Source organism: Capilliphycus salinus ALCB114379 (genome assembly GCF_047276495.1).
GTDB lineage: Bacteria > Cyanobacteriota > Cyanobacteriia > Cyanobacteriales > Microcoleaceae > Capilliphycus > Capilliphycus salinus.
Genome location: NZ_CP178543.1, coordinates 5,097,568 through 5,114,338, shown reverse-complemented (window position 1 = coordinate 5,114,338; position 16,771 = coordinate 5,097,568). Strand labels below are relative to the sequence as shown.

The following is a 16,771-nucleotide window of genomic DNA, read 5'->3' as shown; positions in this document are numbered from 1 at the left end:
TTTATAGAATTACCTATTAACTCTTGCATGGTTGCCTTTCCCCTTTCCCTTTTCCCCTTTCCCCTTTCCCCTTTCCCCTTTCCCCTTGCCTAACGAAATTAATTCATCTATCTTTGGGTAGAAATTAGTGAAGAGATTTACCGATATTTTCCAAATTATAGTTGAGGAATTTATATCTATCAGTCAATCTAAAAAAAAATCATTGGATTCCGAAAAAATATCATTGAAATTTCTTTACAAAGTTCTTTAAGCTCTGATCAAGTCGTCCGTATTTTCACGGATGTTTGATAACGGTAATGTTTAACGAGGTGTCAGACCCCACAAACTCTCGGCGATCGCAGGGGAATTGAGGTGTTTTACAGAATTAAATTTAACCTTTTAAAATAAGGACTGTTAACACTTATCTTGTGTTAGTTCATCTATCTAAAGATAGTTGTTTCTCCGTAGAAAGTTAGAGTTTTTGTAAAAACATTGCTCAAGCTTTCAACAGTTTCAGTCTGACAATTCGTTTAGACAAGATCATCTAAAGAAATGTAACGATATTCCTAAAAAATATCATTGAAATTTCTGTATAAAGTTCTTTAAGCTCTGAGACAGTAAAGACAGTAATCAGTGTTTTCACAGAAATCTACCGCAGTATCATGGAGAACTAAGACATGATGTATAAAGCTCAACAATATCTAACAGAGGGTGGTATCGAAGTAAATCGACAGGTAGAACTTCTACCTAAATCAACCGCTTTAGATCAAATTTTATCTAAATTAGATACTGCGCGAGGTGGATTATTAACCAGCAGCTACGAATATCCCGGACGCTATAGAAGATGGGCGATTGGGTTTGTAAATCCCCCGCTGGAAATCGCCACACGCGACCATAATTTTACAATTACATCCCTAAACGAACGAGGCGAAATATTACTCGAACAGATAGCCGATGCAATCTTCAATTGTGCCGACCTAAAAAATATTAAGCAAACCCGTCAAAAAATCACGGGCGACGTTGCACCAGCCCAACGGTTATTTTCAGAAGAAGAAAGAAGCCAACAACCCTCCGCCTTCTCAGTAATTCGAGCAATTACAACCGTACTAAAAAGCGACGAAGACGAACATTTAGGACTTTACGGAGCGCTGGGTTACGACTTAGTTTTCCAATTTGAACCCATCCCCCAAACCATAAAACGTCCTCACGATCAGCGAGACTTAGTGCTGTATTTACCCGATGAACTTATTGTCGTAGACTACTACTTACAACAAGCATTTCAACTGCAATACGACTTCAAAACCGCCAACAGTTCAACCGAGGGACTAGCACGAACCGGCGAAGTCACAAACTATCAAGGAAAACGCAAACCTGTTAGCCAAGTTGCCGATCACGGTCCGGGCGAATATGCGGAATTAGTCAAAACAGCATTTGAATATTTCCGCAGAGGAGACTTATTTGAAGTAGTCCCATCTCAAAGCTTCTTTGAAACCACTCGTACCGCACCCAGCGAACTGTTTCAAATCCTGCAAAATATCAACCCCAGTCCCTACGGATTTATATTCAATTTGGGAGGCGAATATTTAATCGGCGCTTCCCCAGAAATGTTCGTGCGAGTCGATGGAAAACGAGTAGAAACCTGTCCGATCAGCGGCACCATTGAACGGGGCGATGATGCGATCGAAGACGCCTATCAAATTCGACATTTACTCAATTCTCTCAAAGACGAGACAGAATTGACTATGTGTACCGACGTCGATCGCAATGATAAATCCCGAGTTTGCAAACCCGGATCGGTCCAGGTTATCGGCCGGCGTCAGGTGGAAATGTACAGCCATTTGATCCATACCGTTGACCACGTTGAAGGGGTGTTAGAGGACCAATACGACGCCCTAGACGCCTTTTTAACCCATACCTGGGCGGTAACAGTAACAGGTGCGCCCAAACGGGCGGCGATCGCCTTTATCGAACAGCATGAACGCAGCGCCAGACGGTGGTATGGGGGAGCGGTCGGTTATTTCAATTTTAACGGCAACCTAAACACCGGCTTGGTGTTGAGAACCATTCGCCTACAGGATGGAGTCGCAGAAGTGCGCGTCGGGGCGACAGTCCTGCACAGTTCAGTTCCCGAAGCCGAAGCCAAAGAAACGCTTACCAAAGCGGCTGCAATGCTGCAAGCGTTGAAACAAAGCAAACCGGAACATTCAAGCGCTCGCCAGTCAACAACCCCCATCCAGACCAAAACCAGCGATCGCCCGAAAGTGTTGATCGTAGACTACGAAGACTCTTTTGTGCATACGTTGGCGAACTATATTCGGCAAACCGGCGCCCAAGTTATCACCCGACGTCACGGTTTCGCGATCGAAACCCTCGACCAAGAACAACCCGACTTGGTGGTACTTTCGCCCGGTCCCGGACGTCCGGCCCGATTTTGGCGTCGGAAACATGGTCAAAGCTTGCGTTCACCGGCATATTCCCCTGTTTGGAGTCTGTTTGGGGTTACAGGGTATTGTCGAAGCCTTTGGCGGAACTTTGGGGGTTTTAGACTATCCGCAACATGGTATTTCTTCGGAAATTACTGTTGTAGACTCAGATTCAGTTTTGTTTAAAGGGTTGCCTTCAACCTTTGAAGCGGGACGGTATCACTCGCTGTATGCGTTAACAAAGGCAATGCCTGCGGAATTGAAAGTAACAGCATTTTCCTCCGATCAGGTGGTGATGGCGATCGAACATCGGGATCTCCCTATCGCTGCGGTTCAGTTTCACCCCGAGTCTCTGATGACGATGGCGGGTACTGCGGGTTTAAAGATTATTCAAAATGTCGTTGATGCTTATGCAACCGACGGTGATAGCAACCTATCGACAGATACCCGAAATCAAGAGTTAGTTGAAAACAGCATTGTTGAGGCATTTATTCGCGCTTAAATGTTTGGCTAAAGACTAACAATAGCAAAGCTTGAGATTGAGATTGGGTCACAGAGGATCAGTACAGATGAAAATTCGTCGTCGTTTAGCAAAACCGAATATTGGTTATGAAATTGCACCGCCAAATGCAACTGAGGAGAACATTCTCGAAAAGATTATTTGGCAAAAAGAAGATGAAGTCTTGCAAATGAAGCAGGCGATGTCATCTTTAGAATCGGGTTCTGATTATGAAACCTTGTTAAAGCCTTCTTCTGCTTTTAGCAAAGGGAGAGACTTTGCCAAAGCTTTAAAACAAGGATCTCCGGCGCTAATTGCTGAAGTGAAAAAAGCTAGCCCGAGTAAAGGTATTATTTGCCCGGAATTTGACCCGGTGAAAATTGCCCAAGCTTACGAACGGGGCGGCGCCGCTTGTTTGTCGGTTCTCACGGATGAAACCTTTTTTCAAGGCAGTTTTGAGAACTTACAACGGGTCAGAGATAGCGTATCGCTTCCCCTGCTTTGCAAAGAGTTTATCATCGACCCCTGCCAAGTGTTGATGGCGCGATCGGCCGGTGCCGATGCGGTGCTGTTAATTGCTGCGGTGTTGAATGATGCTGACTTGAGTGCATTATCTATTTTAGCCGATCGCTTGGGAATGGATTCTCTGGTCGAAGTTCATACTTTAGCCGAGTTAGATCGGGTGTTAGCATTGCCGGAAACGGGTAAAACTATTCGTTTGGTTGGCATTAACAACCGCAATTTAGAAAATTTTACTGTCGATTTGGCGACCACCGAACAGTTATTAAAAGCGCGAAGTCAAGAACTAACCGCGAAAAATATTGTGGTCGTCAGCGAGTCCGGTTTGAAGACATCCGACGATCTGATTCGGGTAAATCGAGCCGGTGCAAATGCGGTGCTGGTGGGCGAATCTTTGGTTCAACAAACCGATATTACTGAAGCCGTGCGAGCGATTATTCCTAAACAATTAGAACTACAAAGATGAAAACGAAGACTCAAACAATCTCAGAATGTTTCCAAACGTTAAAAAAGCGTGGCGAATGTGCTTTAATTCCGTTTATTACCGCAGGCGACCCCGACCTGGAAACTACGGCAAAAGCCTTACAAATTCTCGACCGCAGCGGCGCCGACTTGATTGAGTTGGGAATTCCCTATTCCGATCCGTTAGCCGATGGTCCGGTCATTCAAGCCGCAGCAACACGCGCTTTAGCCAAAGGGGTAACGTTTGACCAAGTGTTAGAGTTGGTTACTTCTGTTGTTCCGACTCTGAAAGCCCCGTTGATTTTATTTTCTTATTACAATCCCATCCTTTATCGCGGTATTCGTGCGGTTTTAACTCGGTTTGCCGATGCGGGAGTTAAAGGGCTGGTTGTTCCTGATTTGCCCCTAGAAGAAGCTCAAACCCTCTTGGATATTGCTGCTGAGGTGGGGATTGAAATCATTCTTTTGGTGGCGCCAACAAGCCGCTCAGAGCGCATACAGGCGATCGCCGAGAAGTCGCAGGGGTTCATTTATCTGGTGAGCGTGACTGGTGTAACGGGAATGCGATCGCAGGTTCAGTCGCGGGTTGAAACGTTAATTGGCGACCTGAAAAATAGTACAGATAAACCTATTGGCGTTGGTTTTGGCATTTCCGAACCGAAACAAGCCCAACAAATTGCCCAGTGGGGAGCAGATGCGGTTATCGTCGGTAGTGCTTTCGTCCGGCGTTTGGCTGAAAATTCACCCGAACAAGGACTCAAAGACATCGAACAGTTAGCACGTGATCTCAAAACAGCGATCGCGTAGGGGCGGGTTCTACAAAAATGTCTGTTTCCGAGCAAATAAGTTACATAAACCCGCCCTCCCCATCAAGGGTTCTACAAAAATGTCTGTTTCCGAGCAAATAGGTTACATAAACCCGCCCTCCCCATCAAGGGTTCTACAAAAATGTCTGTTTCCGAGCAAATAGGTTACATAAACCCGCCTTGATCCTGTCACCAGTCAGAACAGTTTTCAGTTATCAGTTTCTTTCAGTTGTCAGTTATCAGTTCTATCTCCCGACTCCGGGGCGGGTTTATATCAGTTGACAGTGGGAAATGATCAATTTAGGCAGAACCCGCCCCTACAAACCTCAAACCTAACACCTAAAAAAAGGATTTTTTGACATATGGTTAGTTTGAATGAACGTCCAACAGTTTCTAACAGCAAAAATCAACGACCCGACGCACTCGGACGGTTCGGCCAGTTTGGGGGTAAATATGTCCCCGAAACGTTGATGCCGGCTTTAGCCGAGTTAGAAACAGAGTTTCATCGCTATATTGATGACCCGGATTTTAACCGAGAATTAGACGGTTTGCTGAAAGACTACGTGGGTCGTCCCAGTCCGCTCTATTTTGCCGAACGCCTCTCCGAACGTTATGCCAAAGCTGACGGTAGCGGGCCGCAAATCTATCTGAAGAGAGAAGACCTCAACCACACCGGCGCCCACAAAATTAATAATGCTCTCGGTCAAGTGTTGCTTGCCAAATGTATGGGCAAACAGCGCATTATTGCCGAAACGGGTGCGGGTCAACACGGTGTCGCTACCGCAACAGTTTGCGCCCGGTTTGGTTTGGAGTGCGTCATTTATATGGGCGTACACGATATTGAACGGCAATCTTTGAACGTGTTTCGGATGCGGCTGTTGGGTGCGGAAGTTCGTCCGGTAGAAGCGGGAACCGGTACTCTCAAAGATGCGACATCAGAAGCAATTCGCGACTGGGTAACAAACGTAGAAACCACCCATTATATTCTCGGTTCGGCGGCAGGTCCTCACCCTTATCCGATGATTGTCCGAGATTTTCATGCAGTTATTGGTAAAGAAACTCGCGCCCAGTGCCAGGAAAAATGGGGCGGTTTACCCGATATTTTAATCGCTTGCGTCGGTGGCGGATCGAACGCGATCGGTTTATTTAACGAATTTGTTGACGATACTAGCGTTCGGATGATCGGCGTTGAAGCCGCAGGTGTTGGCGTCGAAACTGATAAACACGCCGCCACCTTAACTAAAGGAAAAATTGGGGTTCTGCACGGGGCGATGAGTTATCTTTTGCAAGATACCGAAGGTCAAATTGTTGAGGCTCATTCGATCAGCGCCGGACTTGATTATCCTGGCGTTGGTCCCGAACACAGCTACCTCAAAGATCTCGGTCGCGCCGAATATTATAACGTTACCGACGAGCAGGCGTTGGAAGGTTTTCAAATGTTGTCTTCTCTAGAAGGCATTATTCCGGCCTTAGAAACGGCTCACGCGATCGCCTATCTTGACATCCTTTGTCCGAGTTTAACAGGCAGTCCTCGCATTGTTCTGAACTGTTCTGGACGGGGTGATAAAGATGTGCAAACCGTCATCAAAGCGCTCGAAGATCGTCAACAGTAAACACTTGATTTCTGTGACGCTCGGGGCGGGTTTATCTAGCTTACAGTTCATCAACAGAAATCTGTATTGAGGCGCTAAAGGCGCAACAACCAACCGATGAAATTTGCAAAAGTTGTCGGGCGACCGCCCCAAGTTAAAAGTGCTAAAAGCACAACAACCAACCGATGAAATTTGCAAAAGTTGTCGGGCGACCGCCCCAAGTTAAAAGTGCTAAAAGCACAACAACTAACTGATGAAATGTTGCGACCGCCCCTACTAGCATTCCTCTAACAACTCAATGATTTCTGTGACGCTCGGGGCGGGTTTATCTAGCTTACTGCTGATCAACAGAAATCTGTACGGAACCCGCCCCTACATTACCGATAACTGTTCACTGTAAAATCCCATGACAACATTAATCTCTCCCAACACCAATCTTGTCAAACGACAGAGCGCCCCGGAAGCGGCTAAACAACAAAACTGGCCCGAATTATTGACTCAGCTATTAGATCGCCACTCCCTCTCCGTTGAACAGGCATCTGTTCTCATGCGGGGCTGGCTAACTGAGGAAATTCCCCCCGTGATCTCTGGCGCCATATTAGCCGCCATTCAGTCAAAAGGGGTTTCGGCCAGCGAGTTAGTCGGTATGGTCCAAGTTCTGCGCGAACAGGCGCTGAAGTCAAATTCCTCTACCAGTACCGTCCCGATGATCGATACTTGCGGCACGGGCGGCGATGGTGCATCTACGTTCAATATTTCCACAGCAGTGGCTTTTGTTGCCGCAGCAGCAGGGGTAAAAGTCGCCAAACATGGAAATCGGTCTAGTTCTAGCAAAGCCGGGTCTGCCGATGTTTTAGAAGCATTAGGCTTAAACCTATCAGCCAGTCCCGAACGGGTAGAAGCGGCAGCCTCCGAGGTGGGAATTACCTTTTTATACGCCCCCGGTTGGCATCCGGCTTTTAAAGCTATTATGCCCCTGCGTAAAACCTTAAAAATTCGCACGGTTTTTAACTTACTCGGCCCGCTCTTGAACCCGATGCAACCGACCGGACAGGTGATCGGGGTTTATGACTCGTCGTTAGTCGAAACCGTTGCCCTGGCTTTGACTCAGCTTAACATCCGTCGGGCGGTTGTGGTTCACGGACGAGAAGGACTCGACGAAGTGGGTTTAGCCGATCTCACCGACGCCGCTTTTGTCAGCGAAACCCCAAACGGCGCGATCGGCGAACACACGGTTAATCTTACCGTAATTTCCCCCACTGATTGTGGTCTGGCGATCGCCCCGACAGCAGCCCTCAAGGGCGGCGATGTCAATGATAACGCTGAAATTCTCAAAGCGGTGTTGCAAGGCAAAGGAACCCAAGCCCAACAGGATGTGGTTGCTCTCAATGCGGCGATGGCGCTCTACGTGGGTGAATCGGTTTCCTATGCTGACAGTATCACCAAAGGCGTTGCGATCGCCAAAGAGGTTTTAGCCAGCGGAGAAGCTTGGAAAAAATTAGAAGAACTTAGTCATTTTTTACGTGACTAACTCATCTCTCAATTGACACAAAAACAACTAGCAAACAGCTACAAATCACAAAACAGGAGTAAATTATGATCGTTATTCTCAAACCCGGTGTTCCCAGTTCTGAAGTTGAAATCATCAGCGAAGCCCTCGCCGAACAGTGGAATGTCAAAGTAGAAAAAAGTGTTGGTGAGCATAAAACCGTTTTAGGTTTGATCGGCGAAACGGCTTTACTTCACAAAGACCAGATTCAAAAGATGAATCCCTGGATCGAGCAAGTTCTACGCATTGAAGAACCTTTTAAACGGGCAAGCCGGGGGTTTCGTCATGGTGAACCCAGTTCGATAAAAGTTCCCACGCCCAATGGTGATGTTTATTTCGGTGAAGAACATCCGTTGGTAATTGTCGCGGGGCCTTGCTCGGTTGAAAACGAAGAAATGATTGTGGAAACCGCCAAACGGGTGAAAGCCGCAGGCGCTAAGTTTCTGCGGGGAGGCGCTTACAAGCCGAGAACTTCTCCCTATTCTTTCCAAGGTCACGGTGAGAGTGCTTTGGGAATGTTAGATGCGGCCCGTTCCGCCACCGGTTTGGGCATTATTACCGAAGTGATGGACACCGCAGATTTAGAAGCGGTTGCCGAGGTTGCGGATGTGCTGCAAGTGGGCGCCCGCAATATGCAAAACTTCGCTTTACTCAAAAAAGTTGGCGCTCAAGATAAGCCTGTGTTGCTGAAGCGTGGTATTGCGGCGACGGTGAAAGATTGGCTGATGGCGGCTGAATATGTGTTGTCTGAGGGCAACCCGAACGTGATTTTATGCGAGCGGGGAATTCGCACCTTCGATCGCCAATATACCCGCAATACTCTTGATTTATCGGTTATTCCGGTACTGCGAACCCTGACTCATTTGCCGATCATGATCGACCCCAGTCACGGCACCGGTAAGTCTGAGTTTGTTCCCCCGATGGCGAAAGCTGCGGTTGCTGCCGGTACCGATTCCTTGATGATTGAGGTTCACCCCAATCCCGCTAAGGCGCTTTCTGATGGGCCGCAATCTTTGACCCCGAATCAGTTTGATGCGTTGGCAGCCGAACTCCTTCCCCAACGGGTTCCCGCCCTCGTTTAAACAGTGAACACCTGACCAGTGATGTAGGGGCGGGTTCTGCGAAAATCTACGATTCTCAGCAACAACCCATTTAAACCCGCCCCGCTCTGAGAAGTTCAGGAGGAAAGGAGTAAGCGCGTTCGCGCTCGCGCGCGCGTACAGGAGGAAAGGAGTTCAGGAGGAAAGGAGTAAAAAAGCCATCGAAAAAACTCTTGCCCCTTTCCCCTTTCCCCTTTCCCCTTCCCCCTATTCCCTGTTCCCTAAAAAAGAGGTAATTTAATGGTACTTTGTTCAAAATCTACGTCAAAGTTAGAAGAAATTGACCGTCAGCTTGTCAAGTTGCTCGGAGAACGGATCGCGGCGATGGCTGATTCTCCCGATGAGATTAATTCAACCGCTCTCAAAACCGAGTTGGACGCTTCGGGTGTTCCTGAGTTTGTCTGGCGGCGTCTGTTGACCAGTGCTAAGGCGGCGGCGAAAATTACTCCAACTGATGATTCTAGGTCTTCAACGGATTTTTCCAAAACCGATTCGCCGAAGCGGGTGACGCTGATTGGCGGTACGGGTAAGATGGGTCTGTTTTTTGCCGAACAGCTAATTGGTGCCGGACATCAGGTAGAGTTGATGGGTCGCCACGATTGGCAAGATGCGGAGGTGCTGTTGGGTAATGCCGATCTGGTGATGGTTTGTGTGCCGACTCAACAGGCGGTGAGTGTGATTGAAAAGGCGGCGCCTTACTTAAGACAGACGACAGCTTTGACGGACATTATTAGCATTAAAGCACCGATTTTGGAGGCGATGTTAACTCATCATTCGGGGCCGGTGATGGGCTTGCATCCCATGTTTGGACCGGGAACTCGTTCTTTTTTATCTCAGAATGTTGTGGTTTGTCCGGGGCGTAGCGATCAGGCTTTTGATTGGCTGTTGAAGCTGATTGAGCGTAATGGCGGCTTGTTGAGAACCAGTGAGGCTTCGGAACACGATCGGATGATGGCGACGGTTCAGGGGATTCGTCATTTTATGACCTTTGGTTTGGGGGTGTTTTTGGCAACTGAGGGGGTTGATGTGGCTCGGAGTTTGGAGTTGTCTAGTCCGCTGTATCGCTTGGCGATCGCGACTGCTAGTCGTCTTTTTGCTCAAAGTGGTTCTCTTTCTTTGGAGATTATGATCGGTTCTCCTGAAAGTCGGTATTTGTTACAGCGATTATCTCAAACCATCGCTCAACTTGCTTCTGCTGCCAGTTGTGGTGATGTTGAGCGGCTTCAAACTGCTTTTGAAACGGCTCATCAAGCTTTTCAAACGGTGGTGCCTGATGCTTTACCTCAAACCGATCATGTTATCGAAAGCTTGAGTATATTTTTGGCGGCTTCAAGAGTTGAACCGCGATCGCTTGGTTGTCAACAGGAGTCTTTACAAGGGTCTTGATAATTCGATAGAATCCTTGGCTGAATTCTTGACACCTACATCGCTGGAAATGCGGGGATTAATTGAATTTAATCTGTTCTCTATCCTCGGATAAATTTTCATCACTGCTGTTTCGGTTTAAACTAATAACCAACTCTAGATCTGATGTTCTCATGAATCAATTCTGTGAACTCTTGATCGCTTCTCGATTGCTGTGTATTTCTCACTATTCCAATCCAGAGCAGTTCTCAAGTTGGCGATCTCAACAATTTTACACGAGCTTGAACAAAAAATCTGGGGTTGACTTTATCCCCTAGAAAACGTTATCCTGGTTGAAGATTGTTTTTAAAGTATTCGCTTTAAAATTCACGATCTTATCCGTTTAAATAAATTTTAGAGCTTGACTCAATAACGCTTAATTCTAATTTGCCATTGACGAATTAAGCAGGGATTCTATATCTTTTTTAATTGTGCTATAAAAACTTCTCAATTTTTTATTAAATTTTTTGATAAATTTCATCAGGGGGTGTAACATAAGTCTTAGAATCATTGAATTATTGGCTTTAATCAGTAGCTCAAGCCCAACAGTTGAATGGTATTATCAATCATAAACCTTCAAAATGGGGGGATTGAGTTCCCGAAATTGTACCTACCTATATCAAGAATAGCTGTGCTTTGAAAACACAGTAAACATTAGTTTTGCCAACTTATTGCCCCTTCTTATTAATTTAAGCAAGCCTGATCTAGTCCTGTAATCGAGTAATCTACCTGAAACCATGACAGCAAGCACACCAATGATGAGTGCATCCTCTAATGAAAGTGCATCTTCTGCAAAGGTTTTAATTGTCGAAGATGAACATCATACCCGACAGTTATTTTCCGAGTCTTTGGAAGCCGAAGGATTTCATCCCATAGCAGCAGAAAATGGCGCGATGGGAGTCGAACTTGCCCGCAAGCATCTGCCGCAGGTGATTATCTGCGATATTATCATGCCAGAGTTAGATGGCTATGAGGTTTTAGATGCTTTGCGACAAACTCCAGAAACGGCGATCATCCCGTTTATTTTTCTGACGGCGAAATGGGAGAAAGTCGATTTTCGGCACGCGATGGAACTGGGGGCGGACGACTATTTAACAAAGCCTTGTCGTTTGCAAGATTTAACCGAAGCGGTGCTTTCCCAGATCAAAAAGCGCTCTATCTTACACCAAGGATACGCCATGAAATTTGGTCAAACCTCCGGTGAAAGCGTCGGAGAGGAGATAGAAACTGGGGAGAATGCGGCGCCCGAAGAAGCCGATTCTACTTTTCCATTTGAAGAATCCCTCAAAAAAGTTTTCAATTTTATTGAAGCCAACTATTGGCGATCAATTACCCTGGCTGAGGTTGCCGAAGATGCCGGCTATTCACCTGCTTATTTAACCAGCCAGGTGGGATCTTTAACGGGAAAAACCGTGAATCGCTGGATTATTGAAAGACGGATGAAAGCCGCGCGATCGCTGTTGAGAGAAACCAACTATACCATAGAACAGATAGCTGGTCGAATCGGCTACCAAAGTTCTTGTCATTTTTCCCGACAGTTTCGTAAATATCACGGAGTCGCCCCGCAAATTTGGAGAAACCAACAGAAAGCCAATTCTCAAAGCTCTTGTAAACTGTATACCTAGTGCGTGCAAACATCATAATTCTCGTGTACTAAGCTGGTTTGGGCTGCATCGTTGTAGCTCAAACTTTTTTTAATCTTGGTTTGATTCCCGCCGAACATCCAGAAAGTTTTGCGTAAATTTATCTAAAAAATTATCACTTTAGATAGATGAATTTCTCGGTTAGCAGTGACATTTCTAAAAATCTTAAAAGGTAACATTCAATTTGTCAAGTCACTCAATTAAATTCCCAGTTTACGCTATAAATCCTCCCTAATATAGAGACAGACCAAATTTTTTTCTTAAAAAGAGCAATATCAAAAAAAATGATACCTTCTCCTAAATAATGTGCATAGCAGTGTTACGGAATATGTAATTATCATGTGGGTAACATCGAGCCAGCTACAAGAAATAGAAGGCTAAAACTAGAGAGAGAATAGAGCTAAAAAATGAGCGAGCAATCTACTAAAACTTCTCCGGTAATTACTCCGGAGAAACCGACTAAAACTGTCAACAAACAGTCGATCAAAGAATCAGCGAAGGGATTACATCCCAACCCAAAAGCAGTTAAACCCCAGACCTCTGTCTGTCAGGCGATCGTCAAACTACTAGAAGATCTGGGTGTGGAATGGGCTTTCGGCGTCTCTGGCGGTGCAATGGCGAGCCTTTGGGCGGCTTTATCCAGTAGCCGTCAAATCCAAGTCATTCACTGTCGCCACGAGTCAGGCGCCGCCTTTGCCGCCTTAGAAGCATCCCTGACCAGCAACAGCCCGGTTGTAGTCTTTTCAACAGCCGGCCCGGGCATTATGAACACGCTGACCGGACTATTTGCCGCCAGAGGTGAGGGGAGCAAAGTCATTCATCTATCAGCCTGTACATCACCCTCCCAACGCGATCGCTGGTCCATCCAAGAAACCAGCCCCCGCACCTTACCCACCGACGGAATCTTCACCTCGGGAGCGCTCTACAACTACGCCACTATCGTAGACTGCCCCGAACAACTGCCCCAAATTGCCAGACGACTGACTCAAGGACTGTCTCAGGAGGGCGGCTTTACCGCTCATGTGAGTATTCCCACCGGAATCCAGTCTTTGCCGATGCCCAAGCAACTCCCCAAGGCTAACGTCGTCAAAACTGCGATCGCCGCGACAGAATCCGTTATCTCCCACTGCGTCGAACTACTGTCTGAGGGCAATTTTGCAATTTGGCTCGGTTACGGTGCCAGAGGAGCAACCGAAGAAGTGATGCAGCTTGCCGAAATGACCGGTGCTGCGGTGATGTGTTCGCCCCGAGCGAAAGGACTTTTTCCCGAAGATCATCCCCAGTATGTTGGCGTCACGGGCTTAGGCGGTCACAGTTCCGTTTGGAACTATATCAACACAGTCAAACCGCTGCGAACCTTAGTGCTAGGTACCCGCATGGGCGAACCGACCTCTTTTTGGAGTCCCGACCTGGTACCAAGCCGAGGATTTATTCAAGTTGATATTGATCCGAGCGTGATTGGAGTCAGCTATCCAACCGCCCCCACCTATCCCGTACAAGCGGATATCGGCACATTCCTGCGCCAGCTATTACCCCATCTATCCAATTATCCCAAACAGAGCGTTAATCTCCCGAATCCTGAACGGGACCCGATCGCAGAGGCGACCAGTTCTCTGGTGCGTCCTGAAATCTTAATGGAGACGATTCAAAAAATCGTGGTTGAAGGAAGCGACGCTGTGGTATTGGCGGAGTCGGGGAATTCTTTTACTTGGTCTACTCACCTGCTGCGTTTTTCTGAACCGAACCGCTACCGGGTTAGTACAGGTGTGGGTTCAATGGGTCATGCAACTACGGGTGTTCTCGGCGCTGCGGTGGGCAAAGGGAATAAAGCTGTTGCCATTGTCGGCGATGGTTCGATGTTGATGAATAGCGAAGTCAGCACTGCGGTTAAGTATCAAATCCCTGTGGTTTGGATTGTTCTCAACGATGCTCGCTACAATATGTGTTTCCAGGGTATGGCGATGTTGGGACTGAAAGCTGATGCTCTGTTACCTAAGACTGATTTTACGATGATTGCTCGCGGAATGGGAGCCGAAAGTATTGAGGTCCAGGACGAGTCACAGCTTGAAATTGCTTTGTCGAAAGCGATGGCAGCTACAGGCCCGGTTGTGATTGATGTTAAAATTGATCCTGATCGCCACGCCCCGTCTAAGGGACGGACTAAGAGTTTAGCCAATCGTTCGGGAGAAAAAGAAAAAGCAGAGCCGCAACCGGAACCCCAAGGTTATCCGTTAGATGACTACACCTCAAAAAATGGTTCATCTAATGGTAATGGTAATGGTTCATCGAAAGAACAGGTTTCTTTTCCGAGAGCGTAGAAATCAGTCACCCTTCGGGAACGTCCGTTGCGTGACTTTCGGGGAACCCGCCCAACGCGAGTCGCGAACCCGTCACCAGTGATAACAGTAGTCAGTTAACAGTTTTTCCTGAGTCGGTGACTTCTTTCCTTCTTTCCTACTGACTCCTGAACTCCTGAACTCCTGAACTTCTGTAGGCGAAGCTTCCTCGCCAACGCGCTTACTTCTTTCCTTCTTTCCTTCTTTCCTCCTCAACTCCTCAACTTCTGAACTTCTGAACTTATTCAACAACAACAAAGACAACTATGGAATTATTTAAAACAACGACGACAGCAGGACACGAACAGGTTTTGTTCTGCAATGACCAAGCTTCTGGACTCAAAGCAATTATTGCGATTCACGATAGCCGACTGGGTGCGTCTATGGGTGCAACTCGTCTTTGGCCTTATGAAAGTGAGGCGGCGGCTTTAACGGATGCTCTGCGTTTGAGTCGAGGAATGACTTATAAAGCGGCTTGCGCTAATATTCCGATGGGTGGAGGTAAGGCGGTGATTATTGCCAAGCCCGAACAAAAAACCTGTGAGTTGTTGCAGGCTTACGGTAGATTTATTGATCGCTTGAACGGTCGATTTATTACGGGTCAAGATATTAATCTTACCCCCCAAGATGTTCGCCAAATTAACCGTGAGACGAAGTATGTTGTCGGGACTCAAGAAAAGTCTGGCGGACCCGCTCCGGTAACGGCAATTGGTGTTTTGTTGGGGATGAAAGCGGCGGCTAAATATCGTTTTGGTTCCGATAGTTTGCAAGGTTTGAAGGTTGCCGTTCAAGGTTTGGGTAATGTCGGACAGCACCTTTGTGATTGGTTGCATCAAAATGGTGCCAAGCTGTTTGTTAGCGATATTAATCAAGCAAAAGTTTCTAAAGTGGCACGGTTATATGGGGCGACTCCTGTTGAACCGCAGTCTATTTATGGACTCGATGTTGATATTTTTGCGCCCTGTGCAATGGGAGCTATTCTCAACAGTAAAACGATTCCTTCGATTCAAGCTGCGATTGTTGCAGGTTCGGCGAATAATCAGCTTGAAGACGAGCAAGTGCATGGTGAAATGCTCACGGCTCAAGATATTTTATACTGCCCGGATTATGTGATTAATGCGGGGGGTTTGATTAATGTTTACCACGAGTTGATCGGGTATAACGAGAAGAAAGCCATCGCCCACGTTCACAGTATTTATGATACGTTGCTCGAACTGTTTGATAAAGCGAAAAATGCGGGAATTACCACCCATGAAGCTTCCAAACAGCTTGGGGAAGAACGCATTGTTAAGGCTCAACAAACTCAAATGTTGGTGAGTGCATAGAGTCGCTTTTTCGCCGATAGTTTTTTGAAATAGATGTCGGATTAAAAACGGATTAACGGTCTTGCAAGGCGTACAAAATTATAAATTTGCGAGTTCAATTAATCCGTTTTATTCACTTAAAATTGGTTAGTCATCAGAGGAAATCATGGAAGAAAATACCTTTGCAACGTCTGCTTATATTGCCACCGATACGGATACGGCTTTTGACTATCTTTGCAGCCTGAAAAATTTGGACGAGTGGACGCTGTTTAGCAACATGATCGAACAGGTTGATGAAGATACTTGGCTAGGAACGGCTTCGGGTTATCAACATAATTTGTACTATCATGTCAAAAGAATTGACAATGGTTTATTTAAGGGGATTGAGTGGCATTGCGGGATTAAATATAAAGAGTATTTTCAGGTTTATCCGGTAATGTTATTTCCCCCGGATTATATTGAACCCGGAACGGATGAATCGGGTGTATATTTTCATTGGTTGAGTTTTGTCGATCCGAAGCGTCGGGTGCCGATGATTATGCAGGGAATTGAAACAGTTCATACTTCCGAATGTCGCTCATTAAAAGCTATTTTAGAGCGCAACGCCGGACGAACTGAAGCCGCTGTGGGTCGTTATAAAATTGTCACCGATACGATTTTTGTAGATGCGCCGATAGAGATGGGATATGAATATCTCAGCGACCTGCGGACAATGGATGAATGGGCGCATTTGTTGCGTCCTGCGGGTGAAATTAACTCAAGTTCGGGTGAGTTTTTAGATGAGTATAATCAAAAGGTTCAGGTCGAATTGCGTTCGCATACTTTGAGTAAATACTATCTGATTGAGCAGGATTTATATTACCCGGATCATAATTTTATTCAACGCTGTCCTACGATTATTATCCCCTGTTCTTATGCGTTTGGAGACCCGGAAGCTGAAGGTTTTATTCAACACCGAATCACGTTCTGGCCTGTTGATAAACCTCTGCGTCATGGTAAGCTACAAATTCAAGATTTTGGCGCCGAGAGTATGAACATTAAACGGTTCTTAGAAGGAAAAGCGGGGAATCTAGAAAGTTTCGCCCAAGGGATGAGTTATAAGCCGAAAAAAGCGCTAGCCAAAGTTTAAATTGTCGTTGCAGTTAGGAGGAAAAA

At 46.4% G+C, this 16,771-nt stretch carries 12 protein-coding genes; all 12 read left to right on the top strand.

Annotation, left to right across the window (positions count from 1 at the left end; all coding sequences use genetic code 11):
• The first annotated feature begins 656 nt into the window (after positions 1 to 656).
• The 12 genes from ACL6C3_RS20710 (at position 657) to scyC (ending at position 16,745) form a co-directional block, all read left to right on the top strand.
• Positions 657 to 2,588 carry an anthranilate synthase component I gene (locus ACL6C3_RS20710; protein ID WP_413160935.1) on the top strand — a complete coding sequence of 644 codons (1,932 nt, stop codon included), beginning with the start codon at positions 657 to 659 and terminating at the stop codon, positions 2,586 to 2,588.
• Positions 2,473 to 2,904: a glutamine amidotransferase-related protein gene (locus ACL6C3_RS20705; protein WP_413160934.1), complete on the top strand. Its 432-nt coding sequence runs from the start codon at positions 2,473 to 2,475 to the stop codon at positions 2,902 to 2,904. The genes ACL6C3_RS20710 and ACL6C3_RS20705 overlap by 116 nt, the downstream gene beginning before the upstream one ends.
• 67 nt (positions 2,905 to 2,971) lie before the next feature.
• On the top strand, positions 2,972 to 3,886 hold the full coding sequence (gene trpC, locus ACL6C3_RS20700; protein ID WP_413160933.1) for an indole-3-glycerol phosphate synthase TrpC: 915 nt from the start codon (positions 2,972 to 2,974) through the stop codon (positions 3,884 to 3,886).
• Complete coding sequence (gene trpA / locus ACL6C3_RS20695) at positions 3,883 to 4,689, top strand: tryptophan synthase subunit alpha (RefSeq protein ID WP_413160932.1); 807 nt, start codon at positions 3,883 to 3,885, stop codon at positions 4,687 to 4,689. The genes trpC and trpA overlap by 4 nt, the downstream gene beginning before the upstream one ends.
• 361 nt (positions 4,690 to 5,050) lie before the next feature.
• Positions 5,051 to 6,301, top strand: a complete 1,251-nt coding sequence (gene trpB / locus ACL6C3_RS20690) for a tryptophan synthase subunit beta (protein WP_413160931.1) — start codon at positions 5,051 to 5,053, stop codon at positions 6,299 to 6,301.
• Positions 6,302 to 6,686: 385 nt separating this feature from the next.
• Positions 6,687 to 7,811, top strand: a complete 1,125-nt coding sequence (trpD, locus tag ACL6C3_RS20685) for an anthranilate phosphoribosyltransferase (RefSeq protein WP_413160930.1) — start codon at positions 6,687 to 6,689, stop codon at positions 7,809 to 7,811.
• Between the two features lie 65 nt (positions 7,812 to 7,876).
• Positions 7,877 to 8,911 carry a 3-deoxy-7-phosphoheptulonate synthase gene (gene aroF, locus ACL6C3_RS20680; RefSeq protein ID WP_413160929.1) on the top strand — a complete coding sequence of 345 codons (1,035 nt, stop codon included), beginning with the start codon at positions 7,877 to 7,879 and terminating at the stop codon, positions 8,909 to 8,911.
• 258 nt (positions 8,912 to 9,169) lie between these two features.
• Positions 9,170 to 10,315, top strand: coding sequence for a prephenate dehydrogenase/arogenate dehydrogenase family protein (locus ACL6C3_RS20675; protein ID WP_413160928.1), 1,146 nt, complete (start codon positions 9,170 to 9,172; stop codon positions 10,313 to 10,315).
• Positions 10,316 to 11,070: 755 nt separating this feature from the next.
• Positions 11,071 to 11,958: a response regulator gene (locus ACL6C3_RS20670; RefSeq protein WP_413160927.1), complete on the top strand. Its 888-nt coding sequence runs from the start codon at positions 11,071 to 11,073 to the stop codon at positions 11,956 to 11,958.
• Positions 11,959 to 12,383: 425 nt separating this feature from the next.
• Positions 12,384 to 14,294, top strand: a complete 1,911-nt coding sequence (gene scyA / locus ACL6C3_RS20665) for a scytonemin biosynthesis protein ScyA (protein ID WP_413160926.1) — start codon at positions 12,384 to 12,386, stop codon at positions 14,292 to 14,294.
• 284 nt (positions 14,295 to 14,578) lie between these two features.
• Entirely contained in the window at positions 14,579 to 15,637 is a 1,059-nt protein-coding gene (scyB, locus tag ACL6C3_RS20660; protein WP_413160925.1) for a tryptophan dehydrogenase ScyB, read from the top strand.
• Positions 15,638 to 15,782: 145 nt separating this feature from the next.
• A complete protein-coding gene (gene scyC, locus ACL6C3_RS20655; protein WP_413160924.1) occupies positions 15,783 to 16,745 on the top strand; it encodes a scytonemin biosynthesis cyclase/decarboxylase ScyC in 963 nt (320 codons plus the stop codon).
• Positions 16,746 to 16,771: the final 26 nt, after the last annotated feature.

What these genes read in the sequence shown, in the direction of transcription:
- trpA (WP_413160932.1), top strand. Translation starts at nt 3,883, where the DNA reads ATGAAAACGAAGACTCAAACAATCTCAGAATGTTTCCAAACGTTAAAA.
- ACL6C3_RS20710 (WP_413160935.1), top strand. Translation starts at nt 657, where the DNA reads ATGATGTATAAAGCTCAACAATATCTAACAGAGGGTGGTATCGAAGTA.
- trpD (WP_413160930.1), top strand. Translation starts at nt 6,687, where the DNA reads ATGACAACATTAATCTCTCCCAACACCAATCTTGTCAAACGACAGAGC.
- trpC (WP_413160933.1), top strand. Translation starts at nt 2,972, where the DNA reads ATGAAAATTCGTCGTCGTTTAGCAAAACCGAATATTGGTTATGAAATT.
- scyA (WP_413160926.1), top strand. Translation starts at nt 12,384, where the DNA reads ATGAGCGAGCAATCTACTAAAACTTCTCCGGTAATTACTCCGGAGAAA.
- scyB (WP_413160925.1), top strand. Translation starts at nt 14,579, where the DNA reads ATGGAATTATTTAAAACAACGACGACAGCAGGACACGAACAGGTTTTG.
- aroF (WP_413160929.1), top strand. Translation starts at nt 7,877, where the DNA reads ATGATCGTTATTCTCAAACCCGGTGTTCCCAGTTCTGAAGTTGAAATC.
- scyC (WP_413160924.1), top strand. Translation starts at nt 15,783, where the DNA reads ATGGAAGAAAATACCTTTGCAACGTCTGCTTATATTGCCACCGATACG.
- trpB (WP_413160931.1), top strand. Translation starts at nt 5,051, where the DNA reads ATGGTTAGTTTGAATGAACGTCCAACAGTTTCTAACAGCAAAAATCAA.
- ACL6C3_RS20670 (WP_413160927.1), top strand. Translation starts at nt 11,071, where the DNA reads ATGACAGCAAGCACACCAATGATGAGTGCATCCTCTAATGAAAGTGCA.
- ACL6C3_RS20675 (WP_413160928.1), top strand. Translation starts at nt 9,170, where the DNA reads ATGGTACTTTGTTCAAAATCTACGTCAAAGTTAGAAGAAATTGACCGT.